This window comes from Pyrobaculum calidifontis JCM 11548, assembly GCF_000015805.1.
In the GTDB taxonomy this organism is placed as follows: domain Archaea; phylum Thermoproteota; class Thermoprotei; order Thermoproteales; family Thermoproteaceae; genus Pyrobaculum; species Pyrobaculum calidifontis.
The window spans coordinates 357,654-375,641 of sequence record NC_009073.1 but is presented as its reverse complement, the minus strand read 5'-3'; the positions used below and the strand labels follow the sequence as shown (position 1 = coordinate 375,641).

The 17,988-nt window shown below is 58.0% G+C and carries 21 protein-coding genes; 12 read left to right on the top strand and 9 right to left on the bottom strand.

All coding sequences use genetic code 11. The annotated features are described in order from the left end of the window. Nucleotides 1-61: 61 nt before the first annotated feature. Nucleotides 62-523, bottom strand: a complete 462-nt coding sequence (locus tag PCAL_RS02100) for a hypothetical protein (protein ID WP_011849083.1) — start codon at nt 521-523, stop codon at nt 62-64. Nucleotides 524-1,000: 477 nt separating this feature from the next. Between PCAL_RS02100 and PCAL_RS02095 the strand changes: the two genes are divergently transcribed. After that, nucleotides 1,001-1,165, top strand: a complete 165-nt coding sequence (locus tag PCAL_RS02095) for a hypothetical protein (protein WP_193322818.1) — start codon at nt 1,001-1,003, stop codon at nt 1,163-1,165. Here PCAL_RS02095 and PCAL_RS02090 read toward each other — a convergent pair. After that, nucleotides 1,154-1,639, bottom strand: coding sequence for a PaREP1 family protein (locus PCAL_RS02090; RefSeq protein ID WP_011849082.1), 486 nt, complete (start codon nt 1,637-1,639; stop codon nt 1,154-1,156). The two genes, PCAL_RS02095 and PCAL_RS02090, sit on opposite strands and share 12 nt — an antisense overlap. A 52-nt stretch (nt 1,640-1,691) precedes the next feature. On the opposite strand from PCAL_RS02090, the gene PCAL_RS02085 reads away from it, so the two are divergent. The 8 genes from PCAL_RS02085 to PCAL_RS02050 all read left to right on the top strand — a co-directional run bounded on the left by PCAL_RS02085 (nt 1,692) and on the right by PCAL_RS02050 (nt 6,060). Next, the gene (locus PCAL_RS02085) at nt 1,692-2,177 is read left to right on the top strand and encodes a ferritin-like domain-containing protein (RefSeq protein ID WP_011849081.1); all 486 of its coding nucleotides are present in this window, start codon (nt 1,692-1,694) and stop codon (nt 2,175-2,177) included. A 46-nt stretch (nt 2,178-2,223) separates the two neighbouring features. Next, nucleotides 2,224-2,550, top strand: a complete 327-nt coding sequence (locus PCAL_RS02080; protein ID WP_011849080.1) for a hypothetical protein — start codon at nt 2,224-2,226, stop codon at nt 2,548-2,550. Between the two features lie 102 nt (nt 2,551-2,652). Beyond that, nucleotides 2,653-2,910: a sulfurtransferase TusA family protein gene (locus tag PCAL_RS11725; RefSeq protein WP_320056662.1), complete on the top strand. Its 258-nt coding sequence runs from the start codon at nt 2,653-2,655 to the stop codon at nt 2,908-2,910. Further along, nucleotides 2,879-3,121, top strand: coding sequence for a HEPN domain-containing protein (locus PCAL_RS11540; RefSeq protein WP_226951983.1), 243 nt, complete (start codon nt 2,879-2,881; stop codon nt 3,119-3,121). Before PCAL_RS11725 ends, PCAL_RS11540 begins: the two co-directional genes overlap by 32 nt. Before the next feature lie 176 nt (nt 3,122-3,297). Next, a complete protein-coding gene (locus tag PCAL_RS02065) occupies nt 3,298-3,609 on the top strand; it encodes a nucleotidyltransferase domain-containing protein (RefSeq protein ID WP_193322817.1) in 312 nt (103 codons plus the stop codon). A gap of 23 nt (nt 3,610-3,632) precedes the next feature. Beyond that, nucleotides 3,633-4,400, top strand: a complete 768-nt coding sequence (locus PCAL_RS02060) for a 4-phosphopantoate--beta-alanine ligase (protein ID WP_011849076.1) — start codon at nt 3,633-3,635, stop codon at nt 4,398-4,400. After that, entirely contained in the window at nt 4,397-5,239 is an 843-nt protein-coding gene (locus PCAL_RS02055; protein WP_011849075.1) for a ketopantoate reductase family protein, read from the top strand. Before PCAL_RS02060 ends, PCAL_RS02055 begins: the two co-directional genes overlap by 4 nt. After that, on the top strand, nt 5,224-6,060 hold the full coding sequence (locus PCAL_RS02050; protein ID WP_011849074.1) for a pantoate kinase: 837 nt from the start codon (nt 5,224-5,226) through the stop codon (nt 6,058-6,060). Before PCAL_RS02055 ends, PCAL_RS02050 begins: the two co-directional genes overlap by 16 nt. 10 nt (nt 6,061-6,070) lie before the next feature. Here PCAL_RS02050 and PCAL_RS02045 read toward each other — a convergent pair whose 3' ends face one another. The 7 genes from PCAL_RS02045 to thrC all read right to left on the bottom strand — a co-directional run bounded on the left by PCAL_RS02045 (nt 6,071) and on the right by thrC (nt 15,264). Further along, entirely contained in the window at nt 6,071-8,137 is a 2,067-nt protein-coding gene (locus PCAL_RS02045) for an MFS transporter (protein WP_011849073.1), read from the bottom strand. Next, nucleotides 8,134-10,140 (bottom strand): acetate--CoA ligase, encoded by a 2,007-nt coding sequence (gene acs / locus PCAL_RS02040; protein ID WP_011849072.1) that lies wholly within the window; start codon nt 10,138-10,140, stop codon nt 8,134-8,136. Before acs ends, PCAL_RS02045 begins: the two co-directional genes overlap by 4 nt. Nucleotides 10,141-10,382: 242 nt before the next feature. Continuing rightward, nucleotides 10,383-11,309: a homoserine dehydrogenase gene (locus tag PCAL_RS02035; RefSeq protein WP_011849071.1), complete on the bottom strand. Its 927-nt coding sequence runs from the start codon at nt 11,307-11,309 to the stop codon at nt 10,383-10,385. Further along, the gene (gene asd / locus PCAL_RS02030) at nt 11,306-12,328 is read right to left on the bottom strand and encodes an aspartate-semialdehyde dehydrogenase (RefSeq protein ID WP_011849070.1); all 1,023 of its coding nucleotides are present in this window, start codon (nt 12,326-12,328) and stop codon (nt 11,306-11,308) included. Before asd ends, PCAL_RS02035 begins: the two co-directional genes overlap by 4 nt. Before the next feature lie 16 nt (nt 12,329-12,344). Beyond that, nucleotides 12,345-13,337 carry an amino acid kinase family protein gene (locus PCAL_RS02025; RefSeq protein ID WP_011849069.1) on the bottom strand — a complete coding sequence of 331 codons (993 nt, stop codon included), beginning with the start codon at nt 13,335-13,337 and terminating at the stop codon, nt 12,345-12,347. After that, nucleotides 13,334-14,224 carry a homoserine kinase gene (locus PCAL_RS02020; protein WP_011849068.1) on the bottom strand — a complete coding sequence of 297 codons (891 nt, stop codon included), beginning with the start codon at nt 14,222-14,224 and terminating at the stop codon, nt 13,334-13,336. Before PCAL_RS02020 ends, PCAL_RS02025 begins: the two co-directional genes overlap by 4 nt. Continuing rightward, nucleotides 14,221-15,264: a threonine synthase gene (gene thrC / locus PCAL_RS02015; RefSeq protein ID WP_011849067.1), complete on the bottom strand. Its 1,044-nt coding sequence runs from the start codon at nt 15,262-15,264 to the stop codon at nt 14,221-14,223. Before thrC ends, PCAL_RS02020 begins: the two co-directional genes overlap by 4 nt. Nucleotides 15,265-15,436: 172 nt before the next feature. Here thrC and PCAL_RS02010 point away from each other — a divergent pair, with 172 nt between their 5' ends. Genes PCAL_RS02010 through PCAL_RS02000 form a run of 3 tightly spaced genes read left to right on the top strand, consistent with a single transcriptional unit; the run spans nt 15,437 to nt 17,945 of the window. Beyond that, a complete protein-coding gene (locus PCAL_RS02010) occupies nt 15,437-16,111 on the top strand; it encodes a hypothetical protein (protein WP_226951982.1) in 675 nt (224 codons plus the stop codon). After that, complete coding sequence (gene argC / locus PCAL_RS02005; RefSeq protein WP_011849065.1) at nt 16,108-17,163, top strand: N-acetyl-gamma-glutamyl-phosphate reductase; 1,056 nt, start codon at nt 16,108-16,110, stop codon at nt 17,161-17,163. Before PCAL_RS02010 ends, argC begins: the two co-directional genes overlap by 4 nt. After that, nucleotides 17,160-17,945 carry a [LysW]-aminoadipate/[LysW]-glutamate kinase gene (locus PCAL_RS02000; RefSeq protein WP_011849064.1) on the top strand — a complete coding sequence of 262 codons (786 nt, stop codon included), beginning with the start codon at nt 17,160-17,162 and terminating at the stop codon, nt 17,943-17,945. Before argC ends, PCAL_RS02000 begins: the two co-directional genes overlap by 4 nt. Nucleotides 17,946-17,988: the final 43 nt, after the last annotated feature.

The window sequence follows — 17,988 nt, the reverse complement described above, 5'->3', positions numbered from 1 at the left end:
TTCCATCCCTTGTTCACTGACGTTGAGAGAGTGATAGTTGTGTTGTAGCTCTGTGAACAACCTAGCCACTGCTGCGACCGTCGATGCAGAGCCACAGGGTGTACCTCTCGTCGCCTTTGCGGACTTGGAACTTCTTCCACACGTCTCTACACCGCGCGGTGGCGAAGTAGAGGTGGTCGTTGGCACACTTGGCCCACGCCAGTCTAAACCCGCGGAAGCCGCCGCAGAGAAACCACTCCTTCCACCTACGCGGGTCGTAAACCTCGCCCCCCTCTATCCCCTCTACCTCATACCTGACACATCTAATGGGGGAGCACAGCTTGACGACGCCCCCCTCCACAGAGTACTTCACCGGTATAAACCACAAAACTATTAAAACAGCGAGGGCACTAGAGCCGATCATATAGGCGCGGATAGGCCATGGAATAGACTCTAAAAATAGTGCAACACCAAGTGCGGAAGCCAGCGCCGCCATAGCGGCGGTGAATATCGCCACGTCGAAAACCAGCCTGCCCCGGGTCATAAGACTCAAGGTGCCTTTTCAAAAAAGTTTTACGCTAGAGAAAACTGTGAAGCGTGGGGATATATTGAGCAAGAGAGAGACATCGGTGAAGGCAATGAAGCTTGTGCTACAGGTTGGTAGCTGGTATGAACAAAGACCATAGTAGTTGAAAGTATATAAGCAATTTGCAGATGAAGGCCAATGTACTACAGAGTTAGTTTTGAAGCCGTTGTTCTTGACATATTACCGTTTTTACTTCCCATATTCGCTCTAGCGGCCTTTGTGTCATATATGGCGTATAGGAAATCGAAGAAAATTAGCGCATTTATACCCACTTGTAGCCAGTACAATAATTGTGTTTGCGTACCTGTACGCATTAACGGGGCTGGCACAGTGGAGCTTTTTCTATAATGGGACCCACCTCTACCTCCAGCTAGGGAGCAACACGTTCAACGTAGACTTGAGAGAGTGTAAAAAGAGTGGATTGAGGACGCCAATGTGCGGAGAGACTTCAGCATTGGAACCTTCGGAATTGAGGCTGGCCGTTTGAGGATTGAAGGCGTTGGAGAGGGCTACGGCCTAGTGGCACACAAGCGCTCAGTCTTATACATCACGTGCAACGGCACCAGCTACATAATAGGCGCGCCGGGCCTAACGCCGTAATTGCCTCTCCGCCAGTTCTCTCACCTTTTCCACAAGCCTCTTTATGTCCCTCACCGCAACCTCGTCGTCTGGGTATGGGCTGAGGATGGCTTGGGGATCGGGGCCGTCGTACTGGTACTCGTGGATCCACAGCGCCTTGTCTGTGTAGATGTCCACGTCGCCGCCTACGATCTGCGCCACCTGCTTCAGGGCAGTGGTGGGCATTATGGCCAACACCCAGAGGGCACTCTCAGCTCTGCCCCGCATCCCCCTAGGCTTCTTACGCCCGGGGAAGGCATTCTTCAACTCTTCAACTTTGTCGACGGCGTAGGCCGCCACGAGGGTCTTCCAAGCTTGAAAGGCCTTCCCAGCGGCGTTTCTCACAAAGCCCTCCTCCAAGAAACGCTCCGCGAGTTCCGCCTCGTATAGGGCCTCCTTGAGCCTAACCTCCCTGTACTTGGCCAAGTCGAACCACGGCTTTGGCAACGTCTCCACGTCTCAAGTTAGGCACATATTAAAGCTTAAATAGTAGAATGGGGTATGGCATATGGTTGAGTTCCTTGGCAACGTGGATAAGAATGTGATTGTGAAAAGGCTACTGTCTGCATATGCTGACGAGTGGATTGCTGCTTACTACTACACGTTAACTGCCTACGCGGTTAAGGGCCCGCTCTCGGAGGAAATCGCCGAGCACTTCCTCAAGGAGGCCGAAGAGGAGATTGGAAAACACGCCAAGATGATTGCAGACAGACTACAAGACTTTGACGTTGATCCCCCCAGGGAGTTCGCAAAGCTCTGGGAAATCTCGGGGTGCAAATATCCAGCTCTCCCAGAGGATCCCTACGACATAGATGCGTGGATTATGGCCGCGGTCAAGGCTGAGGAATGCGCAATTGAGGCCTACAGAGAGCTGTACCGCATAACCCACGGAGTAGACCCAGTCACAGAGGAGTTGGCAGAGGAAATTTTAGCAGACGAAGTACGCCACAGAACCTCGCTGAAGAACTTGTTGAGCAAAGCCCGCGGAACTTAGAACAATTTTTTTGTTAATTTTTATATCTACTTATCGAGGTGTATACATGGAGTACGACTTAGAGGTGCTAAAAGCGCTGGGCCTAGATGGGGAGCCTTTGGATGAGTCGCGGTGGAGAGATTTTGAGAAAATAAGGCTTGTCGCCGAGGAGCTCGTTCCCGGGCAGTACCTCGACTTCGGCACTGTGAAGATTAGGTACGAGGGCAACGGTGTGGTGAGCTTTGCGAAGAGCTGGCACGCGTTTAACGAGGCCGTTAAACTGGCAGATGGGGAAAGCTTTCTAATCTACTGCACCTGCCCCATGGTGGACCGCTTTGTGGCCCTGAGGCGGGCGGGTGATAAGCTGGTCCTATTGTACAAGCCCCGCCACTAGCCCTTCTCAGCCGCCTGTGTAATAAGCCTTTTTACCTCTCCCCCGTGGCTGAGCGTGGTTTTTAAGTCCGTGAAAATTTCGGGGGCCAACTGCCTCAGCCCAATGGTCTTGAGAAAGGAAATAGCCGAGGTACCCGTGGGGGAGGTATTAGAGGTCATTACAAACGACTCGTGCGCCAGAGAGGACATTAGGGTGTGGTGCAAGTTCACGGGCAACGAGCTTGTGTCAGTGGAAGAGATGGGGGAGGGATATCCTTGCCCCTGGCAAAACCGCTGTCCACGGACGTGGACAGTGAAGAAAGCTCTTTATCTACCTCCCCTTATAGTGCGTGAGCTGGGAGAGGTGGAGCGACTGGCTTGACGACGCCGAGGACGACCTCGCCGCGGCGAAGGAGTTGTACAGAGCTGGGAGATTCGCAAAGGCTTGCTTTCTTGCTCAACAGGCTGCAGAGAAGGCTCTCAAGGCTTTGCTTATTAAAAGGGGAGGGGTCTATGAGCGGACTCACAGCGTGGTCACCCTCTTGGAAAGGGCAGAAGCCTACGTGGATGTACCCGCGGAGCTCTTGACGTAGGCGACTTGTTGGACAGGTACTACATCCCAGCCAGATACCCCAACGCGTGGCCCTCTGGGTCTCCAGCAAGCGCCTCAAAGAGGCAGACGCAAGGAAGGCTATTGAGGTGGCTGAAAAGGTGCTGAACTATGTCAAGCGGAATTTATAGGCTTAAAGATCTGAATAAGAGTCTCGACGTGGAGGAGCTCGCTAACTTCCTCTCGGCGTTGCGAGAGGGGGCTCTCTCCATTGTGGTATTTGGCTCTGCGGCTAGGGGGCGGTACGTCAGAGGGCTCAGCGACGTGGACGTATTGGTCATAACCGCTCAAGAGCCAGAGCGGAGGGCTTTGACTAGGGGCCTCACATTTGGCGACGTAAACGTCATCTTCATGTCGAGGGAGGAGTACTGCCGCACGGTGAGGGCGGGCAACCAAATTGCACTAGAGACGTGGGAGCGCGGCGTAGTGGTATACGGCGCAGAGCCGCGGGAATTGTGTCACAATAATTAAATAAGCCTTTAGGAGGTGGAAACGTGATTCCTCCCAACCACCCGAGGAGGGAGTCTCTCCTCGTGCGGGAGAGGCTTGTGGAGGGGTTTAGGGAGGGGTACGTAGTGCCTCAGGGCCTAATTGCGCATGGGAGGGGGGAGTGCTTTGACTACCTCCTGGGCGAGGCCACTGTGGAGGAGGCGTGGGAGGCGGAGAGGGCGGCGGTGGCGGCACTGCTGACGGCGAAGAGGCCGGTTATATCGGTCAACGGCAACGTGGCGGCGCTTGTGCCAGAGGGCGTGGTGCAGCTGGCTAGGGCCACCGGCGCCGCCGTTGAGGTAAACCTATTCTACCGGACGAGGGAGAGGGAGGAGCTCATCGCTGAGGTGTTGAGGCGGCACGGGGCCGAGGAGGTGCTTGGGGTGGGAGACGACGCCTCGTGCACCATCCCCGAGCTGTTCAGCGAGAGGAGGAGAGTCTCGTGCAGGGGGATCTACGTGGCCGACGTGGTCTTCGTCCCCCTTGAAGACGGCGATAGGACAGAGGCGCTGAGGAAGATGGGCAAGTTCGTAATAGCCGTGGACCTCAACCCACTGTCCCGCACTGCGCGGGCCGCCTCTATAACCATCGTGGACAACGTGGTGAGGGCCGTCCCAAACATGGTGAAGTTGGCCGAGGAGCTCAAGGCGTTGCCCAGAGAGGAGCTGGAGGCCATTGTGAAACGCTTTAACAACGACGAAAATCTGCGGAGGGTCCTCAGGCGCATCTCCCAGCGGCTGGTGGAGCTGGCTGAGAGGGGGGTGGCGCTGTGAAATTCGGCATTATTGGGCTAGGCGCCGTCGGCTCTCTATTGGCGTACTTCCTCAACAGAGCCGGCTATGTGCCCCACGTGGTAACGAGGAGTAGGAGAGAGCGCTATGTGCTAAAGTGGGGCGGGGAGACGCACGTCCTACAGGTGGCCGTGGTGGACGAGTTGCCCCCAGTGGACTACACCCTAGTCGCCGTCAAGGCCTACGACACAGAGGCAGTGGTGGACAAGATACGGGGCGAACCCGTCGTCTTCCAGAACGGAATTGGGGGCCTGGAGTTGCTCAAGGAGAGACTTGGCGTGGGCTTCGGCGCGGTGGTGACCTACGGAGTGTCAAGGGTTGAAGGCGTGGCAGAGGTCAGGGGCGTGGGGGAGATCGTGCTCCCGAGGGAGGCCGGCGAGGTGGCCGACGCTTTGAGGGCCGGCGGGGCCAGGGTCAGGGTGGTGGAAGACATAGAGCCTGCGAGGTGGCTGAAGCTGGCGATAAACGCGGCCATAAACCCCATCACAGCCCTCCTAAGGGCCAAGAACGGAGTCGTGGTAGAGAACCCGTATGCCAAGTCGCTGGCCGCCGAGGCGGCTCGGGAGGCGGGCAGAGTGGCGGAGGCCGTGGGAGTGCGCCTGCCGGCCGACCCCGTGGAAGAGACGCTGAGGGTGGCGGAAGCCACTAGAGACAACGTCTCCTCGATGTTGCAAGACTTGTCCCAGTGTAGGCGGACCGAAGTGGACTACATCAATGGGGCTGTCGTGAGGCTGGGAGAGAGGCATGGCGTAGAGGCGCCCGTGAACAAGGCCCTGTGGGCCCTTGTGAAAGCCGCGGAGGCAGCATGCGGCGCCGTGTAAAAGTACTAGTGCCGCTTCACGTGACGGCGATGTGGCTCCCCGTCTACACGGACAACCCCCTGACCACTGGCTCCATAGGAGTGGGTGTGTTGCTCAAACCCGGCGCTGTGGTGGAGGTGGAGGCTGGCAGCGGTGGGCGGGGCCCCATACCGCACATCTCGGCTGTGTTAAAGAGGCTTGGGCTGTCAGCCAGCGTCCGCTTCTCAGCGCCTGTGCCTCTTGGCGCCGGCTACGGCCTCAGCGCCGCGTATACCCTCGGCGCCGCCCTTGGCGCATCTGCACTGGCGGGTCGGCCCCTCATAGAGGCGGCACAGACGGCCCACGTTGTGGAGGTTGAGATGGGGACTGGCCTAGGCGACGTAATTGCCGAATTCTACGGGGGCGGCATAGAAGTGAGAGTTAAGCCCGGCGCGCCAGGGGTGGGAGTGGTGGACAAGGTGCCGCACCCGCGCCGACTAGCCGCGCTGACTCACGTCTTCCGTAGAGAGGACACAAGCTCTATGCTCGTCCGACTGAGGGACGCCTTAAGAGAACGCGGCGCTAAGCTCGTAGAAAAGTTTTTGGAACAGCCGACGTACGACTCTTTCCTAGAGCTGTCGGCCGAGTTCTCAAGGGTTATGGGGTTTTTAACGCCTGAAGTCGAGGGGAGAATTAGACGGTGCAAGAAGCAGATGCACGGATATTACGCGAAAAAAGGCGTCTTGGTAGTTTTGCTAGATGTAAATGAGGTAGAGGAAGTAGAAGAATGTCTAATGAGGGAAGGTGTAGAGGTGAAAAGCTTTGGGTTAAGCCACGTGGGTGCTGTGGTACTAAGAGAGTGAAAAAGAGCGGCTATCCTATCGCCTTTAACACGTCTCTTACTGAGATTACCCCTACCACTTTGCCGTCTTCTACTATGGGAATGTGCCTAATGTTGTACTTCACCATGAGCTCAGCCGCATCTCTCAATGTGGCGCTTTTGTCTACTACGATGGGCTTATTTGCAAACTCTGCCACTGGCCTGCCTAGGTCTACGCCCTTGGCAACCGCCTTTACAATGTCGGTCTCAGATAATACGCCCACGAGCTTCCCGTCCTCAACCACCGGCAGAAAGCCTATGTTGTACTTAGCCATGAGGTCTATGGCCTCCTTTAGGGACTTGTCGGGAGCTATGGTGACTAGCTCCCTAGGCGCCGCATCGTAAACGTTGAAGCGAAGCGCCACCTTCTTCTTCAACACGCTCCTCAAGCCCAGTGCCTCGTTCACAAGCTCCCTCGCCTCTACAATGCCCACTGGCTTCCCTCCCTCGCACACTGGCACGGCCCTGACGTTGTACTGTTCCAAGGCTACGAAGACCTCTGTGACGGGGGCCTTGGCGTCAATACACGACGTCTTTACCGCATAATTGCCAGCCGGCTCATCTAACTTGGCGCCGGCGGCAAGCGCCCTAATTAGGCTACGTGTCCCAAATATGCCCACGACACTTCCCGTCAACACCACGTACTTAACCCCGGTGTCCACCATGGCCTTCACCACTTCTCTAATGGGCGTAGTGGCAGGCAGAGTGACAGTCTTCTTAGCAAACTTCTCTGCGGCGAACTCCGCCCATATCCTAGTACCGAGGGTCTCTGGGCCCTTAAGCGCGTACCATAGCGCCATCACCATGGGAACCACAGTGCTCCACAGGATAGTGGAGAGGTACACGTTCTTCGTAATGGAGTAGAGCCAGGTAATTACAAACGGCGTTAAGCCGCCTGTGACGCCGTAGCCCAAGTTGTATGCCAGAGAGACGGCGGACAGCCTAATCCTCGCCGGAAACAGCTCAAGCAAGAAGGCGGACATTGCCCCGCTGTAACCAATGCCATTGAACAAGGTCATTGACCAGAAGAGCAACCACAGCGCCGTCAAGTCCTTCTGCGGGCCAACTTGGTCTATCAGCCAGAAGGCTATGGGGAACCACAGGGCGTTGCCATAGATACCGAGCAGAAGGATGGGCTTCCTCCCCACCTTGTCGGAGATGTAGCCGAACAGCGGGTACATCCAAAGCGCGGCGTAGGTGGCCGTGGACAGCAACGCGCTGGCAGTGGCTGAGTCAACATACTTCTGGAAGTTAGGGCCTACGTAATATGTATTGAAGAGCTGGTTCGTGTACCAGATGGGCCCGTGGGCTCCCACTACGCCTATCCACGCCAATAGGACTAGGGGAAGATACTTCCGGGAGAACACCTCCCTAATAGGCGCAGACGTGACTCTTCTCACGGCCCTCAACATAGAGAAGACTGGCGTCTCCTTGTAGAACAGGTGCATAGCCAATACAATTATGAACACAATAACGCCAGCCACTATGAAGTTGAGGCGCCAGCCCCACGCGTTGTACTGCTGAGTGCCCAGCATTGTGGAAAACAGCCATATCAACGCGCCCACTGTGGCCATGCCAGCGGCAGGCGTGGTGAAGAGGAACCCAGTGAAGAAGCCCCTCCTGTGCTCGGGGACAAACTCTCCCAAGTACGTAATGGCTGCTCCATATCCCCCTCCCAGCGCCAGGCCCTGGATAATTCTCAGGATAAAGACGCCTACAGACGCCAGTATACCAATCTCGGCGTATCCAGGCAGTAGGCCTATGCCAAGGGTGCCAACTAACATGAGCGACATTGCTGTGATAAACGCCACTTTTCTGCCAAACTGGTCCCCAATTTTTCCAAACACTATTGCCCCAAGCGGCCTAAACAAGAAGCCTATGGCCAACGCCGCAAATGAGGCGAGGAGAGAAGCAATGGGGTCTGCCGATGGGAAGAATATCTTGGCCACCAAGCCAGCTAGTAGGGCGTATGTGTAAAAGTCGAGCCACTCCAAAAAGGCGCCGAACCACGCGACAATGGCAACGGAGGCGACTTGTCTAAAGTTGACCTGCACGCTCATGCCTTCTCCACCTCAGCCCTCAGCTCTTGGTAGGCCTTCTTGGCCTCCTCCACCGAGGTCTCGTCCTCGAGCGTGGTCACGTCGCCGAGCGGCGCCCCCGTGGCCACGGCCTTGAGCAGGCGGCGCATTATTTTCCCAGACCTAGTCTTAGGCAACTTTGTGACGAAGAATATCTGGGCTGGCTCCGCGATGGGGCCAATGGTCTTTCTCACGTGCTCCCTAAGCTCCTTGCGTAGTTCCTCCGATGGGGCAACCCCCTGCTTCAGTACCACGAAGGCTATGGGCACCTCGCCTTTCACTGGGTCGGGCACGCCCACCACAGCAGCCTCGGCCACCGCCTTGTGGCCCACCAACGTGGACTCCAGCTCGTACGTGCCTAAGCGGTGGCCAGCCACCTTTATTACCTCGTCGGCGCGGCCCAGCACCCATATGTAGCCGTCCTGGTCCTTAATCGCGTAATCGCCAGCGTAGAACATCCCCGGGAACCTCGACCAGTAGGTCTTAATGTAGCGCTCGGGGTCTCCCCAAATCCCGTGGAGCATCCCAGGCCACGGCCTCTTGATGACTAAGTACCCCCTTACGCCCGGCGGGACGGGCTTCCCCGAATCGTCCACAACATCTACCTCGAAGCCGGGTAGCGGCGGGCCGTTTGTGCCAGGCTTCATGGGGACTAGGTAGAGGCCTGGGGCGTGGCTTATCACAATGCCGCCGGTCTCAGTCATCCACCAAGTGGAGCCAAAGGCTACTTTCTCTCCGCCTAAGACGCGGTAGGCCCAGCGCCAAGCCTCAGGATTTATGGGCTCCCCCACCGAGTGTATAATGCGGAGAGTGGAGAGGTCGTGTCTCCTTGGCCACTCTTCGCCGTAGCGCATAAACATTCTAATGGCCGTGGGCGAGGTGTAGAAGATTGTGACGCCGTAGCGCTCTATGATAGACCACCAGCGGTCTGGCTGTGGATAGTCAGGTGCTCCCTCGTAGATTATGTTTGTGGCCCCCATGAGGAGTGGGCCAAGCACGACGTAGGAGTGGCCCGTCACCCAGCCAATGTCTGCGGTGCACCAGTACACATCGTCGTCACGTATGTCGAACACCCACTTCATTGTTGCATATACGTGGACGGCCCACCCGCCGGTGTCGTGCACAATTCCCTTGGGCTTGCCCGTGGTGCCAGAGGTGTACAAGATGAAGGATGGGTGCTCGCTCTCAACGGGCTCTGGCTCAATGTACACGTTTGGCTTTATGCCTTGCATAACCTTAGTCCACAGATAGTCTCTCCCCTCTGTCATAGGCGTGTCCTTTAGCCCCAGTCTTGGGTACACAATCACGTGTTCCACGCCGCTGGCCTTCTCCAGGGCCTGGTCCACCACCTCCTTTAGTCTCACCACTTTCCCCCTCCGCCAGAACCCGTCGGCAGTTATCACAATCCTAGACTGCGAGTCGTTGATGCGCTCAGCAAGCGCGTCCGCCGAGAAGCCGGAAAATACCACGTTTGTAATAGCCCCTATCCTCCAAGCGGCTAGCATTGTTATAGGCAACTCTGGGATCATGGGGAGGTAGAGGGTAATTCTGTCCCCCTTCTTAATTCCAAAGTTGCACTTTAGCATACATGCGACGCGGTTTACCTCGCGGAATAGGTCGTAGTATGTCAACTTCCGCCTATCGGTGGGGTACCCTGCGTCGTCAACCGGCTCTCCCTCCCACTCGATGGCCAGCTTGTTCTTACGCCACGTCTTTACGTGCCTATCTACCGCAAGGTAGGACAAGTTGAGGCGGCCTCCAACAAACCACTTGTAGAACGGCGGGTTAGACGCATCCAGCACCTTATCCCACGGCTTAAACCACTCAAGCTCCTTGGCTACAGAGGCCCAAAACTCTTCAAAGTTCTCAAGCGATTTGGCGTGAAATTGCCAATAGCTCTTTACATCTATAGACCTCCCCTGCCACTTATTATTCATTATATACTCCTCGAATGGTAGTTCGGTCTCTTTTTGAATGGTTTGCATGCTTGTTCATCACCCTTTATATTTTTAAATGTTTCTTTAATTTAATATAATTTTGAATTAATTAAATATGCGAATTTTACTCATGACAAAAGGGCAAAAATATATCGAAAGAAGCGACTAACGCTTAATCAAATAGCTTTTTCCTAATGTCTAAAATTCATAATGTACACTTTTTCTACTTTCTGTACAATTTGTGTACACCGTAGACGAGTTTCGACTAACCGATAAATTTACCGAAGGCCTCACTTGCCCCTTAGAGTCTTGTAGAAGCTTAGTATGTCGTTAAGCAGTGCTAGGCTTGTTTCTAGGCGTCCAGCGCCTTTACCCACCAGATAGATGTCGTTGACCTCAGTCTTTATATACGCCGCGTTTAGTGTATAGTCCACATTTGCCAGTGGATGGGCTGGGTCTAGTCTCACAGGCTTTACCTCTCCCCTCTGTGCACCAACGTCGAGGTATGCTACGTATTTTGTCACCGGCCCCATCGGCGTTAGGGGTTCGCGGGCCACTTGGCCCAGCTTGAGAGAGACACCTAGGGTGTTCGCAACGATTACCAGCTTTGCCGCGGCGTCCACCCCCTCGAGGTCTAGCCTGGGGTCTGGCTCAAGTATGCCCTTAGTCCGCGCCTCTCCCAAAGCGGCCTCGAAGGACACGCCGTCCTTATAGACACGCGTCAAAATGTAGTTAGTGCTCCCGTTTAGTATACCCATGAAGCTCTCCACCCGCTGCGGCTCAAGGCCCTTTAGAAGATCGACGAGGGGAGTCCCCGCCATTACCGTGGCCTTGTAGTAGACCCCGTCTCTGAGTTCGTCAAAGTGGAGGGCGAGTGGGGCCTTATTTGCCGTGACCACAGCCTTCCCCTTTTGCAGCGCCTTTTTGTAGAGCGTGTAGGCCGGTTCCCCCGTCTCGTAGTTGGGAGGGCTCACATCCACGACAATCTCTGCCTCGTCTAGTGCGTGGTCTATGTCCACCTTCTCGCCCACTGGGGCCTTGACGAGGGACCCACGGGGGAGGGACACGAGCTTCTCCACCTCCTCACTTGTAAAGCCGCCGCGTTTGTAGACTCCGCCGCTTGAGTCAAACACAGCAACTATCTTGAGCCTCGTCCTTTGGTATATCTGCTGGGCCAGCGTCCTGCCCACACCTCCGAAGCCGAAGAGGAGTATCATCTAACCCCCAGCTTCGCCATAAGCTCGGCAGTCAGAACCGAGTTGCCTGCGGCGCCTCTCACAGTGTTGTGGCCTAGGACTACGAAGGCCAGCTTCCTGGGGGCAAGTCTCCTCACTCTCCCCACCACCACGGACATCCCACGTCCCTCCCACCTGTCCAGCCTGGGCTGGGGCCTGTCGGCCTGGCTCCTGACCACTATAGGCCTCTGGGGGGCTGTGGGCAAGCCGAGCTCCTGGGGAAGTCCCTTGAACTTGGCCAACGCCTCGGCCACCGCGGTCTCGTCGAAGTCCCTCTCGGTGTCAACGTAGACGACTTCTGTGTGGCCGTCCAATACTGGGACGCGGGTCGTGGTGGCGTAGATCTCAAAGTCCCTCTTTAAGATCTTCCGCGTCTCTGCCACCACCTTTTCCTCTTCGCCTCTTATGTGGGGTATGAGGTTGTCCAAGATGGCCACAGAGGGAACGCCGGCGTACCCCGCGCCGGAGAGGGCTTGCATAGTCACCACGTGGACGGCTCTTATCCCCCACTCGTCTAAAATGGGCTTGAGCGGGAGGTTGAGTATTGTGGTGGTGCAGTTGGGCTTCTTCACCACTGCCCCGCTCCACCCCCGCGTCCTCCTCTGCTCTTCCACGAGCTTGAGGTCCTCTGGGTTTATCTCAGGCACTATTAGGGGGACGTCTGGGTCCATTCTCATGTTGCTCGAGTTGGAGAGCACCACGTGGCCCCGCGCGGCGAGGGCGGGCTCCACCTTCGCCGCCACCTCGCTGGGAAGCGCCGAGAAGACGAAGTCCACCTTGGGCACCTTGTCCACGTCCAGCTTTTCAATCTTCATATCGGCGAGGGAGGGGGGCGGCGCCTCGTCCAGCACCCACCCAGCCTCCGCCAGTCTCTTGCCGGCGCTTTTCTCAGAGGCCGCGAGGCCCACTACCTCGAACCAGGGGTGGTCCGCCAGCAGTTGGACGTAGCGTTGGCCCACGAGCCCTGTGGCGCCTATGATATATACCTTGAGGCGGTCCATATAGTCGCCTCTCCTACTACTTTATATACTTTATATACGGCTTTACCAAAAGCTCGTGGGCCTGCCTAGGCGGAATGTCGAGGCGGCACGTGTAACGCCCTAGGGAGACGCCGCCTAGCTTGGTCAACTCCTCCGCGGCTAGGCCCACCACACAACTCCCCTGTCCGCACCTCGTAACAACCTTGTAGGGTGGCGGGGGGTATATGTGGCCTATTAGAGTGCCCCGGCTGTGGTAGCTCCTCACTTCTACGGCCATGTTCCCCGCCTCTAGGACCGGCTGGAAGGTGCGCGGGTGGAAGTTCTTCGCGCCAGCCTGAGCCGCGGCCACTGCCTCGTAGATAGACATGAGGGGGAGGACCTCCGCCTCCTCAACCTCTCGCGGGTCCGCCGTCATGACCCCTGGGGCGTCTGTGATTAGGAAGACCTTTCTGGCCCCTATCTCCTTGCCTATGTAGGTGGCTGTGTAGTCGCTCCCCCCGCGCCCCACCGTCGTAAATCTGCCCTCTCTGTCTCGGCCGATAAACCCAGTCACCACCGCCAAGACGTCCCCCTCCCTAAGCTCGTCGGCGTAGTCCAAGCGGATGGGGGTGGCGTTTCCAAAGGAGCTGTCGGTGACTATAGGCGCTATGTACAACTTGGCCGCGATGCCCATTCGCCTCGCGACACTTGCCAGTATGGTGGCTGAAAGCCTCTCGCCGAATGAGGCGAAGTAGTCCACGGCCCAGGGCTCCTTCGGCAGTTGAAGGGCGGCCTCAAGCTCCCTCAAAAGCGGCGCCACCTCGTCCTCCACGCCCAGGGCCCTGGCGATGGAGATGTGCCTGTGGGCCACCTCTTCGAACATTAGGTAGCTCCTAGTCTTGTAGAGCTCCAGCAACATGTCTGTCACACCTTTAACCGCCGACACAACCGCTATGGGGGGCCTCTCATAGCTTGCCAGGAACTTGGCCGCCCTTATGAAGTCGTCGGCGGAGCGGAGAAGGGAGCCCCCTATCTTTACCACCGGCCTCATACCCCCAGCGCCCCCTCTGCCACCTGCGCCACTTTTACCTCGGCCCTAAGCCCCTCTTCCGCATAGGCCCTGGCGAGCGCCGCCCTTACAGCGTCGCTGTGCTTGTCGTCTACCAGCGCCACCACGGAGGGCCCGGCGCCGGATATTGCAAAGCCCAGCGCCCCGGCCTCGAGGGCGTACCGCCTGGCCCGGGCGTACCCGTGTACGTAGGGCGCCCTCGCCGGCTCAACCACGTCGTCTGACATGCCCAGTGCCACAAGCCGCGGGTTAGAGGTGGCGAAGCCAGCCACTAGGGCAGAGACTCTGGCCAACTGGGCAACATAGGTCTTGAAGGGCACCTCCCTGGGTAGGACGCTCCTCATGAGCCTAGTCTTCTCTGGGATCGGCGGGACGTCTGGCACCCCCACCACGAAGAGGAGCTTGGGGCTGAACTTCACCACCTCCAGCGGCGACGTGGAGACCACCACCACTGCCCCGCCGAGGGCGGCTCCGGCCACGTTGTCGAAGTGGGGCGACCCGGCGGCGGCCACCTCCCCAAGGCCCGCCGCCTCTACTACCAGCTTGGGCTCCGCCTTCAGCCCCGCCTCGCGGATGAACGCGGCTAGGGCGGCCACTGCGGAGGCCCCGCTGCTGCCCAGACCCCTGGCAAGGGGGATGCGGTTGTCCACCACCACCTCTACCTGTCTACAGATGCCGAGCATGTTGAAGAGGTGGCGGAAGGCCAGTGACACGGTGTTGTTCTCCCCCGGGTCGTATCCCTTGAATTTTACAGCCACGCCGCAGCCCTGCTCCACGGCCACGTACGCCTCGGCGAAGTAGGCGTCGTGCGCCACGGCCACGACGTCGAAGCCTGCGCCGAGGTTTGCGCTTGTGGACGGCGCCCTCATTTCTCCAACAGCTCCACAAGCTCGTCGGCGTTTCTAACCTCTCTGGCCGAGATTTCGACCACGTCGGGGTCCTTAAGCGCGTGCCCCGTAACAACGGCCACGACGGTGCCGCTTAAGTCGAGTTTTAGGGCCGCTGCCACAGATGCCGCGCCGGCGGGCTCTGCTCCCAAGCCGTCTCTAGACGCCAAAAGCCTCTGCGCTCTGAGGATCTCTTCGTCGGACACCGTTACGAAGAGCCCGCCTGACTCCTCCACGGCGGCTACGGCCTTTGGCCAATTTATAGGTTTTCCTATCTTAATGGCGGTGGCCACGGTGTGAGGCTCGTCGAGGAATATGGGGGCCCTCTTCCCCATGGCCCACGCATTCGCAATAGGGGCCGCGCCCTCCGCCTGCACGCCAACCATCTTGGGCAACTTCTTGCACAAGCCCAGCTCCCACAGCTCTTTAAACCCCTTCCAAATGGCTGAGATGTTGCCCGCGTTCCCCACGGGCACGACCACGTAGTCGGGGCACCCCACCTCTTCATATATTTCAAAGGCCGCGGTCTTCTGCCCCTCGAGGCGCCACGGGTTAAAGCTGTTGAGGGGGTAGGCGTACTTCGTCCCGTAGTTTACCACATATTCAAGCGCCTTGTCAAAGAGGCCGTTTAACATCACTAGCTCGGCCCCGTGGAGTGCGGCTTGCATCAGCTTTCCGCGGGCCACGTTGCCCCTTGGGAGCACTACGTAGCACTTCAGCCCCGCCCTCGCGGCGTAGGCCGCGGCCGACGCGGCGGTGTTGCCAGTGGAGGCGACTACCACCTTGTTTGCCCCGCTCAGCTTGGCAACAGTGACGCCAAGCGCCATGCCCCTGTCTTTAAAGCTGCCGGTGGGGTTTGCTCCGTCGTATTTCACGTAGAGGTTTGGCTTAAGCGTGGAGGGAACTAGGGGGGTCTGGCCCTCCCCCATCGTCACGCCGTTTTTCACAGGGAGCATAGACGCATATCTCCACACGCCGCGCCCCTTGGGGGCCCAGTACTTCTCGCCAACTACAACCTCCAACAGACCGCCGCACTTTGGGCACTTATACAGCCTAAAGCTTGGGGCGTACCTCTCTCCGCAGTTTATACACCGGAGGTATACACTGTCCCCGAAACGTTTTCCATAGCCTCACCAAAAGCCCCTATATATAACCCTTTCGAAGAAAAAAGTTTTTATAGGGGGTCGAGTGGGGGTGCATGGATCTGGGGCCAGAGGGGAAAGTGGGGCGATTTACATTCTCACGGACAGCCCCACAGTCTCTGAGAAATATATAGCTGACGCGTTGTCCACCAGAGGTCTGGCGACCACTGTTATAAACGTCACGGAGAGGCCCATCTACGGAATACGCGGGACAGCCCTTCTCAGAATGAGGAACCCCTACACCGCTGTGGCATACGGCGAACTCGCTGAGAGGAGCATAAACCCGCCTGCGGCCATCGCCTCGGCGTTGAACAGACTCAGCTGGCTCCCCAAGTTTGGCCCTCCCCACGCCGTGGTGTCAAGCGACTTCGCCGTGGAGAAGGTGGAGGTGGAAAAGCCGTGGCTCCTCATGACCGCCTGGCGTCTCGACATAGATGGAGTTGTGACAAGCGTGGAGGGTGCGAAGAGCGTGTTAGAACACCGCCTCTACATGCGCAACCCCCTTGCCCGAGTAAGCGTGGTGGTGCCCAAGCCGCAGAGGACGTACACGGTGTTCGCCACGGCCAAGGCGGGGGAAGGCGTCGCTAAAGAGGTGCTTAAGCACCTGGGCCTGCTCTACGCCAAGATCACCCTGGGCGAATACGGCAGAGAGGTATATGTGTTAGACGTGGACCCCATACCTCCCCTCGACAAGGGGGAGGCCGCGCTGGTGGCTGAGCTGGTATGAAGCGGGTGTGTATAGTGGGGGCCTCCGGCTTCACAGGCGGCGAGCTTCTCAGGATTCTGCTCCAACACAGCGGCGTGGAGGTGGTGTGCGCCACCTCGCGGAAGTTTAAGGGGGAGTACGTCTACCGGGTTCACCCAAATCTGCGGGGCTTTACTCAGCTGAAGTTCGTGGAGCCCACGATAGACGCCGCGCTTAAGGCCGACGTGGTGTTCCTCGCGCTACCCCACGGTGAGTCTGTGAAATGGGTCCCACAGCTCTACGAGTCGGGCGTGGCAGTCTTCGACTTGAGCGCAGACTTCCGGCTGAAGGACCCAAACGCCTACGTGGAGTGGTACAAGTGGCCCCAGCCGCATCCCTACCCAGACCTCTTGGCAAAGGCGGTGTACGGCCAGCCGGAGCTACACCGCGAGGAGCTGGTGGGGGCGAGGCTGGTGGCGGTGCCCGGCTGCATGGCCACGGCTTCGATCCTCATGTTGGCGCCGCTTGCCAAGTTCGGCCTCATAAGTGCGCCGCCTGTGGTAGACGCCAAGATAGGGTCGAGCGGCGCAGGCGCCGAGGGGTCGGTGGTCGACTTACACAGCTTTAGGACCTACGTGGTTAGGCCCTACGAGCCTGTCCACCACCGCCACATAGCCGAGATAGAGCAGGAGCTAAGCCGCCTCGCGGGCAAGGAGGTCAAAGTGGCGTTTACACCCCACGCCGTGGACATCGTGAGGGGGATATTCACCACGGGCCACGTCTTTGTGGAAAAGATGCCCACCGAGGCCGACTTGTGGAAGTACTACAGGGCCCTCTTCGGCGACTCCAAGTTCATACGTATTGTGAAAGACCGCCTCGGCATCTCGCGCTACCCCAACGTCAAATACGTCCTCGGCTCCAACTTGGTGGACCTGGGCTTTGAGCTAGACGCGAGAATGAAGAGGGTGGTGACCTTCGCCGCCATTGACAACTTAGTGAGAGGGGCGGCTGGGCAGGCTGTACAAGCCTTCAACATAGCCATGGGGTTCCCAGAGGACGAGGGCCTTAGACATATCCCAGTGGCGCCCATATGATCGTCGTCAAGGTAGGCGGCTCTGTCATCTGCAAAGACCTGAGCAAGGTGGTGGAGAATCTCCCAAAGTACGCAGGCGAGGCTGTGGTGGTGCACGGAGGCGGGTGCCTAGTCAACGAGCTCCTCAAGAGGATGGGGATTGAGCCTAAGTTTCTCACACACCCCGGCGGCGTGGTCAGCCGCTACACGGACCTCGAGACTTTGAAGGTCTTCGTCATGGCCATGTCTTGGATCAACAAACAGCTAGTGGCCTCGCTGTTTGCAAGAGGCGTGGAGGCCGTGGGCCTCACGGGGGCAGACGGCGGAGTTGTTAGGGCGAGAAGGAAGGAGAAAGTCCTCGTGGTGGACGAGAGGGGGAGGCAGAGAGTAGTGGACGGGGGGTACGTGGGCAAAATCGTTGACGTTAATGTGAAAGCGCTGGCCCCGCCGCCTCTCAAAGTCCTCGCCCCCATTGCCGTGTCTGAGAAGGGGGAGCTCCTCAACGTAGACGGAGATCAGCTGGCCTTCGAGGTGGCGGCTAGGGCGGGTGCGGGCAGGCTGGTAATTCTCAGCGATGTGGACGGCCTCATCCTGGGGGGGAGAGTTGTGCCGAGGCTCACGCCCGAGGAGGCGGAGGAGCTGGCGAAGAGCGAGGAGGTTAGGGGCGGCATGAAGCGCAAGCTCCTCATGGCGGCGGAGGCGGCGAGGAGGGGTGTGGAGGTGGTTATTTCCAACGGCTTGGCCGACTCGCCGATTGACGCGGCCCTCGGAGGTGCTGGAACTCACATTTCTAGGAACATATAGTTTGATATATATATTTATAAAGAGTATAAGAGCGAGTTAAGTT